A 15698-nucleotide genomic window follows, 5' to 3' on the forward strand; every position below is an offset into this window, starting at 1 on the left:
GGTCGGCACTCCACTCACGCCCGCCCGAGCACGTGCAGTCGATACGCCCCTCACCCCACACGGACCCAGTGCAGTCGGTACGCGCCGCGCTCGATGCCTTCGTCGTGGTAGACGACCGGTTCCTCGATCGCGGCGACGTCGCCGTCGGCCGTGGCGACCGCGGTGACGATGCCGTCGGTCGCGCGGTCGCCGACCGGGCCGTCGGCGACGTCGAGCACGCGGAGGCCGTGGTCGTCGGCGTCTCGGTCGCGGAAGTGCTGGGCGCCGGGGACGACCACGCGGTCCCCGGCGGCGGCGAGCTCGCTCGCGAACCCGCCGACGTCGGCGTGCCACCGCCGATCGCCATCCGGGGACACGCCGACTGCGGTGTGCTCGTCGGGGTGACGGCCGTCGGTCTCGCGGCCGTCCTCCGGATACGTGTTCCCCGTGACGAAGACGACGCCGTCGTCGGCCGCGTGAACGTGATTCGGGTACGCGTACAGCGTCTCGTCGTCGACGACGGTGGGCGTGGCGAGGTCGACGCGCCAGCGCACGCCCCCGCCGTCGGTGAGCCGATACCCGCGTTTGTCGCCGTGGCTCGCGACGACCGCGCCGTCGGCGACCAGGGCGACGTCGCCGATCCGTCGCTGGCCCTCGGTGCCGGGGTCCCAGTCGAAGCGGCGGCGACCGGACTCCGCGTCGAGCACGACCAGACCGTGCTGGTCGTCACCTGGACAGCGGTTGTGCGCGACCCCCAGGCGGTCGTCGCGAGCATCGAGCGCGATGACGGAGGCGTCGGTCTCGTACGTCCACGCGCGTGCGCCGTGGGCGTCCAGCGCGAAGACGACACTATGGAAGCTGCGGTCGTCGCCGTCGCGCTCGTAGCGCCGCGCCGCGACGTACGCGCGCTCGCCGTCGCCGACTATGTCGACGACGAACGGCAGGAAGAACCGCGTCTCGCGCTGCGGGCCACCGACGTCGTCGCGCGTCTCCATGCGGAAGCGAACCGTGCCGTCCGTCGGGTCGAGGCAGCGAACGCCGCCGCGAGCGGACCGTTCCCCGGCCAGAATGCCGCCCTGGTACGTCGCGATGGAGACGACCGACGGGGGCGCGTCCGCGTCGACACCGGCGGGCGCAGTCCGCCAGCGTTCGACGAGCGTGTCGCGGTCGAACGCGACGAGAGCGCCGTCGGCGGTGCCCGCGACCGCGAGGTCGCCGACGACCGCGACTGCCGAGCGCCGACCGGCGTGGCGCGACCGACCGGGTTGCACGTCGCCGAGCGCAACCGTTCGAGCGTCGAATCCGTCGCGGTTCGGGTTCGGGTGCGGGTCGTCGACCGCGTCGCTCATCGGTATCGGCTCTCGGCGGTCATTCGTCCACCGGGAACGCCTCGTGCAGGACGTCGTGCGCTTCGCCTAACCCGTCGAGGACGCTCTCGCCTTGCGTCGTGATGCGGGCGACGGCGCGTTCGGCGTCCCGCACGGCGACGAGGCGACCGCGGAGATAGTCGTACTCCGGGTCGTCGTTCGGCGTCGCCGCGATCTCCTCTTCGAGATCGACGAGTGCGGCGTCGAGGTGGCGTTCGATGCCGGCGAGCGTGTTCGCGTGCGCCAGGGCCTCGATGGGGCCATCGAGGTGTCCGTCCAGTTCTTGCTCGGCGTGTTCGCGAGCACTGCGGTCTTCGGTGCCGAGGACGTTCATCAGTCCGAGTCGAAGCGCTTCGAGTTCGTAACAGCTCATTGGTGAATCTGGTGTGAGTAGGTCGGTGTCGGTCAGAGCGTCTGGTCGACGAGGTCGGAGACGATGCGGTCGCGGTCGAGGTGCGAGGAGACGATTCGGTCGGCGTCGTCGCCGTCGACGTCGCCGTACCAGACGCCGTCGGGGTAGACGGCGACCATCGGGCCGTCGCCGCAGCGACCGAGGCACGACGAGCGCGTGATGCGTGCGTCGCATTCCTCGGAGTCGCGGGCGGCCTGGCGGAGGCCTTCGAGGACGGCGGGTGCCCCGTCGGCGGCGCACGTCTGGTTCGTGCAGACAGCGACGTGTTTCTCGGGCGCGTCGTGGACGTGCGGGTCGTCGTCGACGTCGTCCCGGTCGGCGTGGGTCTCCTGGTGGGTGAGAGCGCGAAGCATCGCGCGAGCACCACCGACGTCCGCCTCGTAGCCGTCGAGTTCGACCTTGTACTTGCACGTGTCACAGGACATGTCGACGCTGTCGGTGCGGGCTTCCTGCCAGCGGTCGCCGAGGACGTCCAGGATCCGCGGGTCGGTGCCAAGGGGGTCGCCGGCGGCGGCGTCGACGTAGGGGTATTCCGCGTGGAACTCGTCGGCGCCGTCGCGGATCCGTCCGGTGAGGACGCCGTCGCCGAGCATGTACGGCAGGACGACCACGGCGTCCGGGCGCGACTTCGCGACGCCGTGGAGGGCGTCCTCCAGCAAGGGTTCGGTGACGCCGACGAACGCGGTGTCGACGCGCGCGAACTCGCGGCCTTCATAGAGGAGGCGTGCGAGCTTGTGCGCGTCGCTGTTCGCGTCCGGGTCGCTGGACCCACGCGCGCAGAGGACGACGGCGACGTCGTCGTCGTCGCGGTCGACGCCAAGTTCCGTCTCCACGGCTCTCGCGCGGTCGTCGAGCAGGTCGACGAGCGCGGGATGGACGCCGAGGTGCGCGCCGTTGTGCACCGTCAGGTCGTCGTGTGCGTCCCGAGCCTGCTGGACGGCGAGGGGCACGTCGTTCTTGACGTGACTCGCGGCGAACAGCGACAGCTGGACGAGCGTGACCCTGGAGACGCTCGCCGCGAGTCCGCCGATCGCGTCGGCGATGTCGGGTTCGGCGAGTTCGAGGAACCCCGCGTCCACGGGCACCCCGAGTCGACCCTCGAGGTCGGCCGCGAGCTCGCGCACTTGCTCGTTGGACTTCTCGCGACGCGAGCCGTGCCCGACGAGCAGAACGGCTTCGTCGTCGAGCGACACGGGCGTACTCGTCGCGTCGGCGGTCACGGCGACAGCCCCCCGACGGGTCGGTCGGTCGCACGTTCGACGCTCCGCTGGAGTTTCTGGCGTCGGCTCTCGGAGTACAGTCCCGTGTCGTCGCTCCCACCGTACACCCACTCCGCGAACGCGGAGACGTCAGCGTCGTCGGCCAGTCCGAACCAGTGCCCGCCCGAGGACGTCTCTTCGAGGGACTCGGTCGGGACGTGGGGTTCGGCGTCGCCGAGGAGCGACTGGACGGTCCCCAGCAGCGTCTCGTCGTCGTGCACGAACGAGACGCCGACCGAGTTCGTGGATTCCCGGAAGCAGACCGTGCCGGCGGCTTCTAGGAGGCCACGAACGAGCTGTGGGCGGTGGTCCGTCAGCGAATCGAACCGGTAGCCGCCCGGTTCGCCGTCGAGTGGCAGGCCGAGTGCGGCGCTCGCACGCCGTGCGACGCCGCCGACGACCTGGAGTTCGTACTCGTCCTCGAATCGAACGACCGAGGCGTCGTGCGCGGACGTTCGTTCGGTGACGTCGCGCTCCGGGCGGTCAGCGCCGACGGCCGCGGCGAGCGCGTCTGCCGCCTGCGCGTCCCCGGCACGAACCGTCACGCTCTCCGCCGAGAGGTCGCCGTCTCCCGCGACGCGACCCCAGAAGTACGCCGTCTCAGGCGTCGCCGCGAGCAGATCGTCCACACGTTCGGGGGTGCCCGGTTCGACGGTGTCCTCAGGCATCGTCGCCCTCCGTGGTGACCGCGATGGCGTCCAGTGGGCACGCGCGAGCGGCCTGCCGGGCGTCCTCGATGCGGTCGTCGTCGAACGCGACGACGACGTCGCCATCGACGGGAGTCTGGCGGTCGCCCGCCGCGTGCGTTCCGTCGCTGGCACCGTCGATGGTCGCGAGTCCGTCCTCGCTCTCGACGAACCGGTCGTCGCGGACGAGGCACGCGAACACGCCGTCGCAGGCGTCGCGGTCGAGGCTGATGGCGTACTCAGTAGTCATACTTGGACTCGTAGCCTCGGGGGGTGACCATGCGGTCGTCCCAGACGTACGTCTCCTCGTTCCCGACGATGAGCGTCGTCGTCATGTCCACGAGGTCGCTCTCGCCGAGGTCCGGGAGGTCCCGCAACTCGACGATCTCGACTGCCTCGTCGTCTCGGCCGGCCCCGTGCACGATACCGACCGGCGTTTCGGGGTCGCGGTGCTCCAGCAGGATTTCGCAGCACTTCTGGTAGTTCTCGCGACGCTTGCGACTCCAGGGGTTGTAGATGGAGATGGTGAACCCCTCCTTCGCGGCGGCGTGCAGGCGCGATTCGATGGTGGGCATGTCCGTCAGGTGGTCGGACAGCGAGATGCTGACGGTGTCGTTCACGAGCGGTGCACCGAGGCGTGCACCGCAGGACTGGGCGGCGGGAACGCCAGGGACGACCTCGAAGTCGACCATGCTCGCCGTCGCACCCTTCGATTCGAGGATCTCGAGTGCGAGGCCGGCGAGCGCGTACACGTTCGGGTCGCCGCTCCCGATGATCGCGACGTCGTTCCCGGCGAGCGCCCGGTCGATCGCCTCCTCGGTACGGGACACCTCGCCGCACATCGGCGTGTCGTACAGTTCCTCGGCGCTCTCCGTGACCTCGTCGGGGAGCAGTTCGACGTACGTCGTGTACCCGACGATGTGCTCTGCGTCCATGAGCGTCCCGCGAGCGCGCTCGGTCATGCCCTCCGGCTGGCCTGGGCCGAGGCCGACCGCCAGCAGACTCCCGGGGTCGCCCTCGAAGTCCTCGACGGTGGCTTTCACCTTCTCGTCGGTCTTTTCGGACTTCGACGCCCCGCAACTCGACGAACTCGACGAGTCCGGGCCGCTCGACGCCCCACACTGCGACCCCGTGTCTGCATCGTCGGTCGCTCCGCCGTCGTCGGGCGAGGAGGCGCCGCACTTCGATTCCGTGTCTGTACTCGCGTCGACTGAATCGGTGTTGTCCGTACTCATTGTTAGAAGTCGTCGACGTCACGCCCGCCGCGGGGCGTGACGAGGTGTTTCCCGTGGTCGTTCTCCCAGACGTTCGTCTCGTGCGTGCCGACGAGGATGGACGTCCCCATGCCGCCGACCTCGTCGTCGTGCTCGGTCGCCGCACCGAGGGTGGTGATGGTGTGGGTCTCGTCGTCGAGGTTCCGGCCGGCGGCGCCGCGACCGGCGTCGTTGAAGATACCGACGGGGACGTCGTCGGCGCGCTCCTCGCGGATGACGTCGATGGCGCGCTCGTAGTCCCGCCAGCAGTTGTAGAGGACGATGACGAACCCGCTGATGGCGGCGGCGCGCAGTTTCTCCTCGATCTCGTCCCAGCCTCGCCACTTGTCCGACAGCGAGACGGTGCAGAAGTCGTTGGAGAGCGGTGCGCCGAGGTTCGCCGCACCGCCGAGTGCGGCGGTGACGCCTGGGACGATCTCGATGGGGACGTCGTCGGCGTCCTCGGCTTCGGCCATCGTGTACACGAGGTCGCTCTTCCCGTAGACGTTCGGGTCGCCACCGGAGACGTGCGCGACGGTCTGACCGTCGCGAACGCGCTCGAAGGCCTCCTTCGCGAGTTCGACCTGCTGGCCCATCGTCGAGCGCACGATCTCTTGCGTGGAGCCGTCGGCTTTCGCGGCGACGCCACCGTCCGCGACGGCGTCCTCGGGCGGGAGGGTGCCGTCGCGCCGGAGGAACTCCTGGTAGAGGTTCGACGCGATGACGCAGTCGGCGGTCGCCACGACCTCCTTGGCGCGCTGGGTCATCGCGTGCGGGAGCCCCGGGCCGATGCCGACGACGTACAGCGTGCCGTAGTCGTCGGGATCGTACTCGGGCATCTTACCGCCCCACCGCGACGGTGACGGCCTCGTCGTACCGTTCCTTCTCCGCGAGCAGTTCGTGGTCGCGACCGCCGGCGATGGCGCTCGCCTCCGCGATACCCGGCCAGCCGATGAGTTCCTTCGAGCGCGACGGCGTCGGCCCTTCGAACTCCTCGAGGTCCTCCTTCTCGAAGAGGACGACGCCGAGGTCGAGTTCCTGGGCGGCCTCGTACAGGCCGTCTTCGCCCGCTTTGCGCGTGCCGGTGGCGACGAAGTCGACGTCGTCGAAGTCCAGTCCTTCCGCGGTCAGCGCGCGGTCCCAGGCGTCGACGACCTGCTCCGTGTCGACGCCCGAGACGGTCCCGGTGCCGAGGACGACGCCGTCGTCGCCGTTGCGCTTGAGGACGGTGACGTCGTCGCCGACGAGCACCGCTTTCGGGCCGTCGAGGCGCGCAACCGGTCCGAGTCCGTCGTCGAGGACCGCCAGGTTCGTCGCGACGGTCGAATCGCCGTTCACGACGTGCGAGTCGAGCGCTTTCGCTTTGCTCTCCACGCCCTGTTTGCCCGCGGCTTCGCTCGCGGTCGTCATCGCCGGCACAGCCCCCATCGACGCGAGGTCGTCCGCGACCTGGTTCGCGCCGTGATGCCCGCCAGTGATCGGGATCGCCCACGTCAACGCTTCGTCGACGACCACGACCGCCGGATCCTCCCACTTGTCGTCGAGCAACCCGGCGGTCTTCCGCATCACGATACCGCTCGCCATCAGGGCGAGGAAGCAGTCGTACTCGCCCCAGTGTTGCTCGAACACGTCGCTCTCGTACTCGATGAGGTCGATGCTCGAATACCGGTCGGCGAGCTCGGCCTCGACGTCCTCCGCGGTCTCCCACTTGCGTTCGAAGCTGATTATCGCGATCTCCTCGGCGACCTCGCCGTCGGAGTCCGGGGTCGAGCAGTGGCCCCCCGAGTCGTCGTTCGAACTGGTCGAATCGCTCGATGCGTCCGTCGTGGTGTCGTCGTCCGTGCTCATGAGTACTCAGTCGTCGGCCTCGCTCGCGCTGTCCGTATCCGAACCGTTCGCCCAGTCGCCGTAGAGGTACGAGCGCTCGTAGCCCGCCTTCCGCGCCGCCGGCCCGATGACGACCATCGCCGAGGCGCGATACCCGGCATCGTCGAGGCGGTCGCCGATGGTGTCAACGGTGCCTTCGATGACGTCCTCGTCCGGCCAGGACGCGTGGTAGACGACCGCGACGGGCGTGTCCGGGTCCGCGCCGTCTTCGACGAGGCGGTCCATCGTCTCCGCGACCGCGTGCGTGCCGAGGTAGATGCAGACGGTGACGTCGCCCTTCTCGACGAAGTCGGAGATGTGGTCGTTTTCGGAGTCGAGCGTCTTCCCCTGCGGGCGCGTGAACGCGACGTGGTTCGCGACGCCGTTCAGCGTCAACTGCGTCCGCAGGGTCGCACTCGCGGCGAACGCGGACGTGACCCCGGGGACGATGTAGGTGGGGACGTCCTCGTGTTCGAGCGCGTCCATCTGCTCTACGGCGGCACCGTAGATGGCGGGATCGCCGCTGTGCAATCGCACGACGTCCCGACCGTCCTCGTAGGCGTCGCGCATCAGCGGGACGAGTTCCTCGAGGTCCTTCCCGACGCTGTTGACCTGTTCGGCGTCGTCGCAGTACGCGTCCAGCAGTTCGCTGTTGACGAGCGACCCGGCGTGCACGACGAGGTCGGCCGTCTCGACGAGTTCCTTGCCGGTGACGGTGAGGAGGCCGGGGTCGCCGGGGCCAGCGCCGATGAAGGGAATGCCATCCTGGATTTCGCCGGCGGTCTGTTCGGCGATCCGAGGGTCGCGTTCCTCGGCACGTGCGTCCGCCGCGGCGTCGATGGCATCCTGTGGGTCCGTCATTCGACCGAACCCTCCACGGGGTCGTCCCCGCACGATTCGGCGACGGCTCGTTCGGTTCGCTCAGCCGCGGATGGCCCAGCTTCGGCTGGGTCCGCGCTCGACTCCCCGTCCCGGGACTCGGGGCGGTCGTCCCCGGTCGAGTCCGGTTCGCCCCTCGCGCGCTCTGTGTCCTCGCCGGCCGTCTCCGCGAACGTCGCGGTCGCGGGCTCGTCGTCGAGCCCTCGCTTCTCGGCGTACGCGAGCGTGTAGTAGTCGCGGTCGACGACCTCGCTCGGGTCGCTTGTGACGACCGTCTCGCCGTGCTCCATGTAGAGTCGACGACCGTACGTGACGTCGTAGCCGGCGTCGACGAGGCCCTCGTGGGTCGCGGGGACGTCCGTGACCTTGAACAGGATCATGCGGTCGGGGCCAGTGGGTGCGTGGCCGCGGGCGGCCTCGTGGAGTGCGAGGCTCGCACCGGCCGCGACCTCGACGCCGAGAGCGGTCGTGAACGCGGTGACGGCACTCACGCCCGGGACGACCTCGAGGTCGACCTCGGGATGGAAGGCGTCGAACGTCCGTCTGAGGTGCCCGAACGTGGAGTAGACGTTCGGGTCGCCGAGGGTGACGAACGCGACGTCGCCGTCACAGGCTCGCGGTGCGATCTCGCTCGCCGCGGCCTTCCAGGCGCGACGGAGTTCGTCCGCGTCCCGCGTCATCGGGAAGTCGAGGTCGCCGATCCGGGATTCGGGGACGTGCTCGGTCGCGACGGTCCGGGAGAGCCGCCCGGGCGAGTACACGACGTCCGCGGTCTCGAGGACTCGCTGACCGCGGACGGTGACGAGGTCGGCGTCGCCGGGGCCAAGGCCGACGCCGTACAGCGTCATCGGTCGTCACCTCCGGCATCGAGTCTCGACGCGTTCGCGCGACCGCCGTCGGTCGCGACGTCGTCGTCGACGTGGAGGTCGTTCGCGGTGGCCTCGGTGCCGCCGACGAGCATGTAGACGGGGTTCTGGGAGTCGAAGCTGGTGGCGCCCGCGAGTTCGTAGCCGTGACTCACCTGGAACTGGACGACCTCGTCGAGGAGGTCGCGTTCGCGGAACGCTTCGGTTGCGGCGCCGGCGACCTCGAGTCGCGAGACGTTCATGACGACGCGGTCGACGTCGTGAGCCCCAACGTGGTCGAGGATCGCTTCGTAGTTCCGACTTCCGCCGAGGAAGAGGGCGTCGGCGTCCTCGGGGAGCCCGGCTGGTGCTTCGGTCTCCCGGAGGGTGACGTCGGCGCTGGTGTCGTTCGCGGCGAGGTTCTTCCGCGTGACTGCGAGGCGTTCGGGTTTTCGTTCGAGTGCTGTGACGCGGCCGGCACGGCGTGCGGCGTCGATGGTGACGGCGCCGGTGCAGGAGCCGACCTCGACGAAGTGGTCGTCGGGCGCGAGGTCGAGTTTGCCCTGGAGGACGGCCCTGACTTCGGATTTGGTGGGGCCGGCTTTCGCGTCGTGTGGGAGCGAGACGTTCGACATCGACGGAGACAAGCCACTTAGGACACAAAACAATTTTGGTTGAGCTAACCAAAGTATGGTTGGGTAGTGGACGCACGGGCGTCAGAAGTGAAAGTACAGGAAACTTTTGACGTACGTTTAAGCCCTCCAACACCAAGTTCTAGGTGTATTCACGCCATGCCCCGAACGATCGTCCTGGACGACGACCTCGCGGAACGCCTCGAAACCCACCTCGAAGAGAGCCAGACGATACCGGAATTCGTCGAGGAACTGGTGTCGATGTACGAGGCCGACGGCACGTTCCTCCAGGAAGGCTACTCCGAGTAAGTCGAGTCCGCGGGACCGTCCCACAGAGTACCAGGTCCCGGCGAGAGCGACTGCCAGACGACCGGACGGTACGAACGACGAGTAGCGTCAGCGCCGACCCTCGAGAGTACACGAGCGTACTCGCTGGACTTCTTCGGGCGTTTCGATCTTCGCGAAGGTCTTGCTCTCGAGAGTACACGAGCGTACTCGCTGGACGATCACAATCCGCGTAGTGGACGACGGTCGCGTTCTCACCGCACGACCGTCACCGGACACGACGCCATCTCCACGAGGTCCTTCGCGACGCTCCCGAGCAACCGTTCGACGCGCTCGGACTTCCCGCGATGCCCGACGAACACGCCGTCGAAGTCGTCCGTCGCCGCGAACGAAGCGATCTCCGTCGCCGGCGACCCGTACAGCAACTCCGACTCCACTGTAACTCCCAGTTCCGTCGCCAGCGACCGCGCGCTCTCCAGTACTCGCTCGCCACGTTTCTCCGCGTCCTCGACGGTGGCGACGATGCGGTCGCTCACGTCCCCGATCCCCGAGACCGGGTCGCTACTGGGCTCCTCGAACACGTCCGGGTTGACGACGTGCACGAGCGTCACCGCGCCCGAGTCGTCCGCGAGCCGCGCGGCGTGTTCCAGCGCGTGCTCGCTCTCCGCGGACCCATCGACGGCGACGACGAACCGGAGGCCGTCCGTTCTCGAATCGGTCATAGGCGCTCACGACACCTCCGTTCCAGACACCGGTAACCGCACACCTCCGGGGACTCGATACACCGGAAGCGCTGGCACTCGGTCCGTTCAGGGTGCTCTCCAGGCATACCTTCGGGATTGGTCGCGCAGCGGCTTAGTGGTACAGTATCGTCGAAGGAACACGACCGGAATCCCCCCGTTCCCTCGGTCGCGTCGATTGCGTCCCCTCCGTCGGTCGCGTCGTTCTCGCCGTCAGTCGACGAGGGCCTGGACGGACCCATGACAGGACCGGATCGTGTTCGTCGGCGGGTCGTAGTCCACGAGGCCGGCCTCGTCGAGTATCGGGAGGTGTCGGTGGTGGAGCGCAACGGAGCACGCGTCCACGCAGGCGACGTCCGCCTCCGGATCGGACTCGATACCGTAGGCGAGCGTTTCGAGCGAGGTGGGCGTCGATGTGTCATCGAGCACGGCCAGCGCCGTTCGCCGTACCGGATCGGCGAACACTCGATAGAGCTGGTCGTCGGTGATACCGGACGACGAGCCGTCTTCGAGTGCCGATTCGGCGATCGATTTCGACGTTTTACCGTTCATGATGATGGGTTCGAGCTGACCTGCCCGTACCTACCATGGGAGGCTGTACCAGGTAAGTTCGGTCTAGAAGTCGTTAGGGTGGTCTTGGACGAGGTAGGGCCGCTCGAACGGCGTTCTGGTGCCATTACGGGCCCGTATGCCGTCCATGTGGTTGTCAGCTCCCCGCCCCGATTGGCTCCGCCGGCGGAGTCTTCATATCTCTGGACGCGTTACGGAGTCGTCTAGATGGGGGACTTGACGGCTGCACTCCGCGAGACGCTCGACACGTTCGCGCCCGACGGGACGCCGCTGACGACGAGCGAGGTGGCTGAGGCACTCGACCTCGGTCGACGGAGCACGTACGACAGACTGGACCGACTCGTGGACGCCGATGAACTACGCACGAAGAAGGTCGGCGCGAGCGCGCGCGTCTGGTGGCGGAACGACACAGGTGACGCCGCTCTACCTGACGCTAAAATCGCTGACGCCTCGACGAACGGAGCCAGTACCGATGCGGGAGCGGGTGCGGTCGAGAATCCCCCGCTCGTGGACGTGCTCGAGTCCTCGCCGACCGGCGTGGCGGCGTTCGCGGACGACGGCACGTGCGCGACCGCCAACGAGCAGTTCCGGACGCTGTTCGGGCTCGACGGCGACGTCTCGCTCGAGGCTCTCGAAGCGGTGCCGTTGACCGACCACGACGGTGACGTGATCGGCGCCGCCGACCGACCGGTTCGTCGAGTTCGTAGGACGAACCGTCCGGTCGTCGACGAGCACGTACGCGTCGACACCGACGACGGGCATCGATGGGTGTCGATGACTGTACAGGAGTCCGACGACGGAGTCGTCGTCACGGCGTCGGACGTGACGGGCGTCGTCGAACGGTCGCGTCGACTGCGACGGGAGCGTGACGCTGTCGCGGCCGAGCTATCGGAGTTCGCGTCCCACGCGGTCGACAGCCGACTGAAGCTGGACGAAGACGGGACGGTGCTGTCCGTCGACGACCGTGCCGCGGCACTCCTCGAACCGGACGTGGTAGAACTCGTCGGTGCGTCGACGAGCGAGGCGTTCGATGCACTCAGGGGCGCAAGCGCGATCGTCGACGCGGCGCTCGAGTCGGAGTCGAAGCAGACGGGCGACTGTCGGCACGGCGACCGCGACGCGTGGTTCGAGGTCGAGGCCGTCCCGACGACCTCGGGCGCGTCCGTGTTGCTCCGGGAGGTCACCGAACAGGTGGAGCACGAACGCGAACTCCAGCGGTACGTCGGCGTGGTCGACGCACTCGGCGAACCGGTGTACGAGCTCGATAGCGAAGGCCGGTTCGCGTTCGTCAACGACGCCATCACGGAGCTCTCGGGGTACTCGCGCGAGGAACTGCTCGGCGAGCACGTGTCGCTCGTGATACCGGACGATGCCGTGGACCGCATCGAGCCGCAGATCAGCGAACTCTTGACGGAGGACGCCCCGGACCGAGTGCGCTCGGAGTACCACGTGACCACGAAGCGCGGGCACGCAGTGCCCGTCGAGAACCGGTTGACGGTGCTCACGGACGAAGCGGGGAACGTCCGCGGGAACGCCGGCTTCGTCAGCGACATCACTGAACGCAAGGAACGAGAGCGGGAACTGGAGCGCTACGAGCGCATCGTCGAGACGGTCGAGGACGGCATCTACGTGCTCGACCAGGAGGACCGTTTCGTCGTCGTGAACGACGCGTTCGCGTCGATGGCTGGCGTCGACGGCGAGGATATCATCGGCCAGAAGGCGTCCATCGTCTTCGACGAGACGTTCGCGGAGCGAGTGAACGACAGGAATGCGGCGCTGTCAGCGGACACGCTCGAGAGCGCGAAGTTCGAAGAGACGTTCGCGCCGGTCGACGGCGACCCGCTCGTGGTGGAGACGCGGTTCACGACGTTCGCGTCCAAGGACGGGAACACCGGACGCGTCGGTGTGGTGCGGGACGTCGGGGAGCGCGTCGAGCGGGAACGACGCATCGAACGCCAGCGGGCGCGTCTCGAGGCGCTCAACGAGGTGAACGCGGTGGTTCGCGACGTCGCGACGGGAGCCATCGACGGGTCAACTCGCGAGGAGATCGAGACGATGGTCTGCAAGCGTCTCGCCGCGTCGAACGCCTACGAGTTCGCGTGGATCGGGGAGATGACTGGCGTCGACGGGTCGCTCGCCGTCCGAACCGCGGCGGGTCTCGACGACCCGGACCGCGCTTCGCTGTCGGGGATGCTCGAGGGAGTCCGTGGTCGCGGTGCGGTATCTCGTGCGGTCCGCGACCGGACGGCACAGACGGTCCAGGACGCGTCGTTGTTGCCGACGTCGGACCCATGGCGGGCGCTCGCCGCCAGGTTCGGGTTCCGGTCGGCGATGGCGATCCCGATAACGCACGACGGCCGGATGTTCGGCGTCCTGAACGTGCATACCGACCGGGAGTCCGCGTTCGCTGACGAGGAACGACGCCTCGTGGAGCACATCGGTGAGGTCGTCGGGCACGCGATCGCGGCCGTGGAGCGCAAGCGTGCGCTCGCGAGCGAAGCCGTCCTGGAACTGGACTATCGGGTGCCGAGGGCGTTCTCGTCGCTCGACGTCTCCGAGTCGCTGTCGGGCACGCTCACGTTCGACGAGACGGTGTCGACGAAGGGCGATGAGGTGCTCGTGTACGGAACGGCGTCGCCGACGGCGATGGAGTCGCTGGCGTCCCTCGTCGACGAGGTACCGTACTGGGAGTCGGTGTCGGTCGTCGACACCGACGAGGCCGGTAACTCGAAGTTCGAGTTGCACGCGAAGGAACCACCCGTGTTCTCGATGGTGACGGCACGCGGCGGGTACGTGGACGAGGTCGTGACCGTGGACGGCAACTCCAGGTTCGTGTTGCACGTGCCGCCCGGACAGGACGTCCGTGCGATCACTGAGGGGGTGTCGGCGGCGTATCCGTCGGCGGAACTCGTCGCTCAGCGGCAGATATCTCCATCGCAGCCGTCGATGGCGAGACTCCAGGACCGTATCGCGGAGGATCTCACGGACCGTCAGCGTGCCGCTCTGTATGCGGCGTACCACTCGGGGTTCTTCGAGTGGCCGCGAGCGGCGACCGGCGAGGACGTCGCAGAGTCGCTCGGGGTGGCACCGCCAACGTTCAACCAACACATCAGGAAGGCGGAGCGGAAGGTGTTCGAGGCGCTACTGGGGGAGGGGGGCGAGGAGTCCTCGGGTTGGACTGACACCGAGTAGCCGTCGAGTTCGTCGACGGCCTTTCGCCCCGTCAGTCCGTCGTGGACTGGAGTTGGGGCGGGGCGATCCCGAGTCCGTCAGGGTGCGTAGGTCCCTTCGAGTCGGGCGTCGTCGAGCACGTGGCCTTCGGCGGCGTCGCGGACGTCGGTCGCCGTCGCCGAACTGGCGAGGTCGAGGTCGTCGTCGAGCGCGTACAGTTCGAACCGGTAGGTGTGTTCTCGGTCCGGCGGGTTCGGGCCGCCGTATCCGGTCTCCCCGAAGTCGTTCCGGCCTTCCTCGGCCGTCGTCGGCTCCCAGCCTTCCGGGATGTGGTCGCGGTCCGGGTCGATGTTCCAGACCACCCAGTGATCCCAGATCTTCCCGGCTGGTTCGACGGCGTCCGGGTCGTCGACGATGAGCGCCAGCGACGTTGCATCCGCTGGGCTGCCGGAGATGCGTAGTTCCGGGTTGACGTTCCGTTCCGTGTAACCGTAATCGCGCGGAATGCGCGCGCCGTGGTCGAACGCGGGACTGGTGAATTCGAGCATGGGTCTGCTGGTCGGTGGGTCGTCCAGGAGCGACGGCGCACGCATCGTTGTCCGACCCGGTTCGGCCGGTGACGGTGTCGGATAGCGACGCCGTACTCGCTGGGCCGGTGCCCGTTCGAACTATCGACGCGGACGCTCTAAAACGTAGGTCCCGCGTTCGCGCGAGTTCGGTCATTCGACCTGGGGGGAGCGAAGACCCGTCTCTCGGTCGGCTATCGGGCGCCGCAACCCGGCCCATCGTGCGAGTTGACAACGATTACCACGAATCGGTGTATCCTTACGTCGTTACAAATTCCATTCACGTTACCGGTAGGCAGTCACCACCTGTGACCCCGTAGCCGTATGGTGAGAATTACTAACATAGTAGTGGCGCATTTGAGTGGTATGGTAGAACGACTGACTGAAGACGAGTGGGACCGCATCGAGGCCTTCGCGAAGACGCCAGCGTACGCTCGACAACCCGAACTCCTCCTGCCAGAGGACGCCCACATAGACGACGAGATCGACAACAAGGTCGACGACGAAGACGCTACGGAACGCGCTCGCCCGGCGAGCCCAGTTCCTGGCGAGCGCTAACGCAGGCGATCGCTAGGGGAGAACAGACGGTCTTTCTCGGTACGACTACGACAGGTCGGAGACGGGCGTCGCGCAGTGATCGACGACGACGGCAGTTACTCGGCGAGGTTCTGGGACTGCATCTCCTCCCAGATCCGTTCGCCCTTCTCGGTGATACCGTAGACGCGCCCCTTCCGGCGGTTCTCTGGGACCAGTAGCTCGACGAGGTCTCGCTCCCCGAGCTCCCGGAGCGCGCGCGAGACGTGGGTGATGGCGATGTCCTCGTCGCCCGCGATCTGCGACGGCGTCGCCGGCCCTTCGTTGAGCCGCCTGAGAACGGTCACGCGATAGTTTGAACTGATGACGAACCCGATCGCGTTCCACTCGTCGCTCATCGCTCCCACCCCGTAGCACTCGAATAACAAAGCCCGGTAGCTGAGTCCGTCATAACGTACCATGGACGAACTTCGGTCCAACGGAACGACCCAGCACTGTGCGTGTGAGAACTGTGGGCGTCACGTCTCCTCGAGTTACGTGCGCGTCTTCGGCGACAACACCGGGACGCTACATCGATGCTCGACGTGCGCGACGGTGAGCGACGTGATGGATGGCTCCGGAAGCGGTCTCGATACCTGACGAATCTGTGATTTT

The 15698-nt window shown here is 67.8% G+C and carries 19 protein-coding genes; 4 read left to right on the forward strand and 15 right to left on the reverse strand.

Annotated elements, in window-relative coordinates:
- Positions 1-50: 50 nt before the first annotated feature.
- Genes HLAC_RS16795 through cbiT form a run of 11 tightly spaced genes read right to left on the reverse strand, consistent with a single transcriptional unit; the run spans position 51 to position 9181 of the window.
- Positions 51-1328: a PQQ-binding-like beta-propeller repeat protein gene (locus tag HLAC_RS16795; RefSeq protein WP_012660181.1), complete on the reverse strand. Its 1278-nt coding sequence runs from the start codon at positions 1326-1328 to the stop codon at positions 51-53.
- A 19-nt stretch (positions 1329-1347) separates the two neighbouring features.
- A complete protein-coding gene (locus tag HLAC_RS16800) occupies positions 1348-1719 on the reverse strand; it encodes a DUF3209 family protein (RefSeq protein ID WP_012660182.1) in 372 nt (123 codons plus the stop codon).
- Positions 1720-1751: 32 nt separating this feature from the next.
- Entirely contained in the window at positions 1752-2978 is a 1227-nt protein-coding gene (locus HLAC_RS16805) for a CbiX/SirB N-terminal domain-containing protein (RefSeq protein WP_012660183.1), read from the reverse strand.
- Positions 2975-3685 (reverse strand): hypothetical protein, encoded by a 711-nt coding sequence (locus HLAC_RS16810; RefSeq protein ID WP_012660184.1) that lies wholly within the window; start codon positions 3683-3685, stop codon positions 2975-2977. Before HLAC_RS16810 ends, HLAC_RS16805 begins: the two co-directional genes overlap by 4 nt.
- Positions 3678-3953: a ferredoxin gene (locus HLAC_RS16815; protein ID WP_012660185.1), complete on the reverse strand. Its 276-nt coding sequence runs from the start codon at positions 3951-3953 to the stop codon at positions 3678-3680. Before HLAC_RS16815 ends, HLAC_RS16810 begins: the two co-directional genes overlap by 8 nt.
- Positions 3943-4938 carry a precorrin-3B C(17)-methyltransferase gene (cobJ, locus tag HLAC_RS16820; RefSeq protein ID WP_012660186.1) on the reverse strand — a complete coding sequence of 332 codons (996 nt, stop codon included), beginning with the start codon at positions 4936-4938 and terminating at the stop codon, positions 3943-3945. The genes HLAC_RS16815 and cobJ overlap by 11 nt, the downstream gene beginning before the upstream one ends.
- A gap of 2 nt (positions 4939-4940) precedes the next feature.
- Complete coding sequence (locus HLAC_RS16825) at positions 4941-5795, reverse strand: precorrin-3B C(17)-methyltransferase (RefSeq protein WP_012660187.1); 855 nt, start codon at positions 5793-5795, stop codon at positions 4941-4943.
- 1 nt (position 5796) lies between these two features.
- Complete coding sequence (gene cbiG, locus HLAC_RS16830; RefSeq protein WP_012660188.1) at positions 5797-6804, reverse strand: cobalt-precorrin 5A hydrolase; 1008 nt, start codon at positions 6802-6804, stop codon at positions 5797-5799.
- A gap of 6 nt (positions 6805-6810) precedes the next feature.
- A complete protein-coding gene (locus HLAC_RS16835; protein WP_012660189.1) occupies positions 6811-7683 on the reverse strand; it encodes a cobalt-precorrin-4/precorrin-4 C(11)-methyltransferase in 873 nt (290 codons plus the stop codon).
- Entirely contained in the window at positions 7680-8549 is an 870-nt protein-coding gene (locus HLAC_RS16840; RefSeq protein ID WP_012660190.1) for a cobalt-factor II C(20)-methyltransferase, read from the reverse strand. The genes HLAC_RS16835 and HLAC_RS16840 overlap by 4 nt, the downstream gene beginning before the upstream one ends.
- The gene (cbiT, locus tag HLAC_RS16845) at positions 8546-9181 is read right to left on the reverse strand and encodes a precorrin-6Y C5,15-methyltransferase (decarboxylating) subunit CbiT (protein ID WP_012660191.1); all 636 of its coding nucleotides are present in this window, start codon (positions 9179-9181) and stop codon (positions 8546-8548) included. Before cbiT ends, HLAC_RS16840 begins: the two co-directional genes overlap by 4 nt.
- Before the next feature lie 156 nt (positions 9182-9337).
- Here cbiT and HLAC_RS19390 point away from each other — a divergent pair, with 156 nt between their 5' ends.
- Positions 9338-9487 (forward strand): DUF7557 family protein, encoded by a 150-nt coding sequence (locus HLAC_RS19390; RefSeq protein WP_012660192.1) that lies wholly within the window; start codon positions 9338-9340, stop codon positions 9485-9487.
- Positions 9488-9717: 230 nt separating this feature from the next.
- On the opposite strand, the gene HLAC_RS16850 is transcribed toward HLAC_RS19390, so the two are convergent.
- Both HLAC_RS16850 and HLAC_RS16855 read right to left on the reverse strand, forming a co-directional pair.
- Positions 9718-10185, reverse strand: coding sequence for a universal stress protein (locus tag HLAC_RS16850; RefSeq protein WP_012660193.1), 468 nt, complete (start codon positions 10183-10185; stop codon positions 9718-9720).
- A gap of 231 nt (positions 10186-10416) precedes the next feature.
- Positions 10417-10755, reverse strand: coding sequence for a DUF7344 domain-containing protein (locus HLAC_RS16855; RefSeq protein ID WP_012660194.1), 339 nt, complete (start codon positions 10753-10755; stop codon positions 10417-10419).
- 225 nt (positions 10756-10980) lie between these two features.
- Between HLAC_RS16855 and HLAC_RS16860 the strand changes: the two genes are divergently transcribed.
- Positions 10981-13965: a PAS domain S-box protein gene (locus tag HLAC_RS16860; protein WP_012660195.1), complete on the forward strand. Its 2985-nt coding sequence runs from the start codon at positions 10981-10983 to the stop codon at positions 13963-13965.
- A 77-nt stretch (positions 13966-14042) separates the two neighbouring features.
- Here the strand turns inward: HLAC_RS16860 and HLAC_RS16865 are convergent, their stop codons facing one another.
- Positions 14043-14492, reverse strand: a complete 450-nt coding sequence (locus HLAC_RS16865) for a YbhB/YbcL family Raf kinase inhibitor-like protein (RefSeq protein WP_012660196.1) — start codon at positions 14490-14492, stop codon at positions 14043-14045.
- A 384-nt stretch (positions 14493-14876) separates the two neighbouring features.
- On the opposite strand from HLAC_RS16865, the gene HLAC_RS16870 reads away from it, so the two are divergent.
- Positions 14877-15068 (forward strand): hypothetical protein, encoded by a 192-nt coding sequence (locus HLAC_RS16870; protein ID WP_049933958.1) that lies wholly within the window; start codon positions 14877-14879, stop codon positions 15066-15068.
- 95 nt (positions 15069-15163) lie between these two features.
- Here the strand turns inward: HLAC_RS16870 and HLAC_RS16875 are convergent, their stop codons facing one another.
- Positions 15164-15442, reverse strand: coding sequence for a helix-turn-helix domain-containing protein (locus tag HLAC_RS16875; protein WP_049933960.1), 279 nt, complete (start codon positions 15440-15442; stop codon positions 15164-15166).
- Positions 15443-15503: 61 nt separating this feature from the next.
- Here HLAC_RS16875 and HLAC_RS19740 point away from each other — a divergent pair, with 61 nt between their 5' ends.
- Positions 15504-15683 carry a DUF7563 family protein gene (locus HLAC_RS19740; RefSeq protein ID WP_012660199.1) on the forward strand — a complete coding sequence of 60 codons (180 nt, stop codon included), beginning with the start codon at positions 15504-15506 and terminating at the stop codon, positions 15681-15683.
- Positions 15684-15698: the final 15 nt, after the last annotated feature.

This window comes from Halorubrum lacusprofundi ATCC 49239, from assembly GCF_000022205.1.
In the GTDB taxonomy this organism is placed as follows: Archaea; Halobacteriota; Halobacteria; order Halobacteriales; family Haloferacaceae; genus Halorubrum; species Halorubrum lacusprofundi.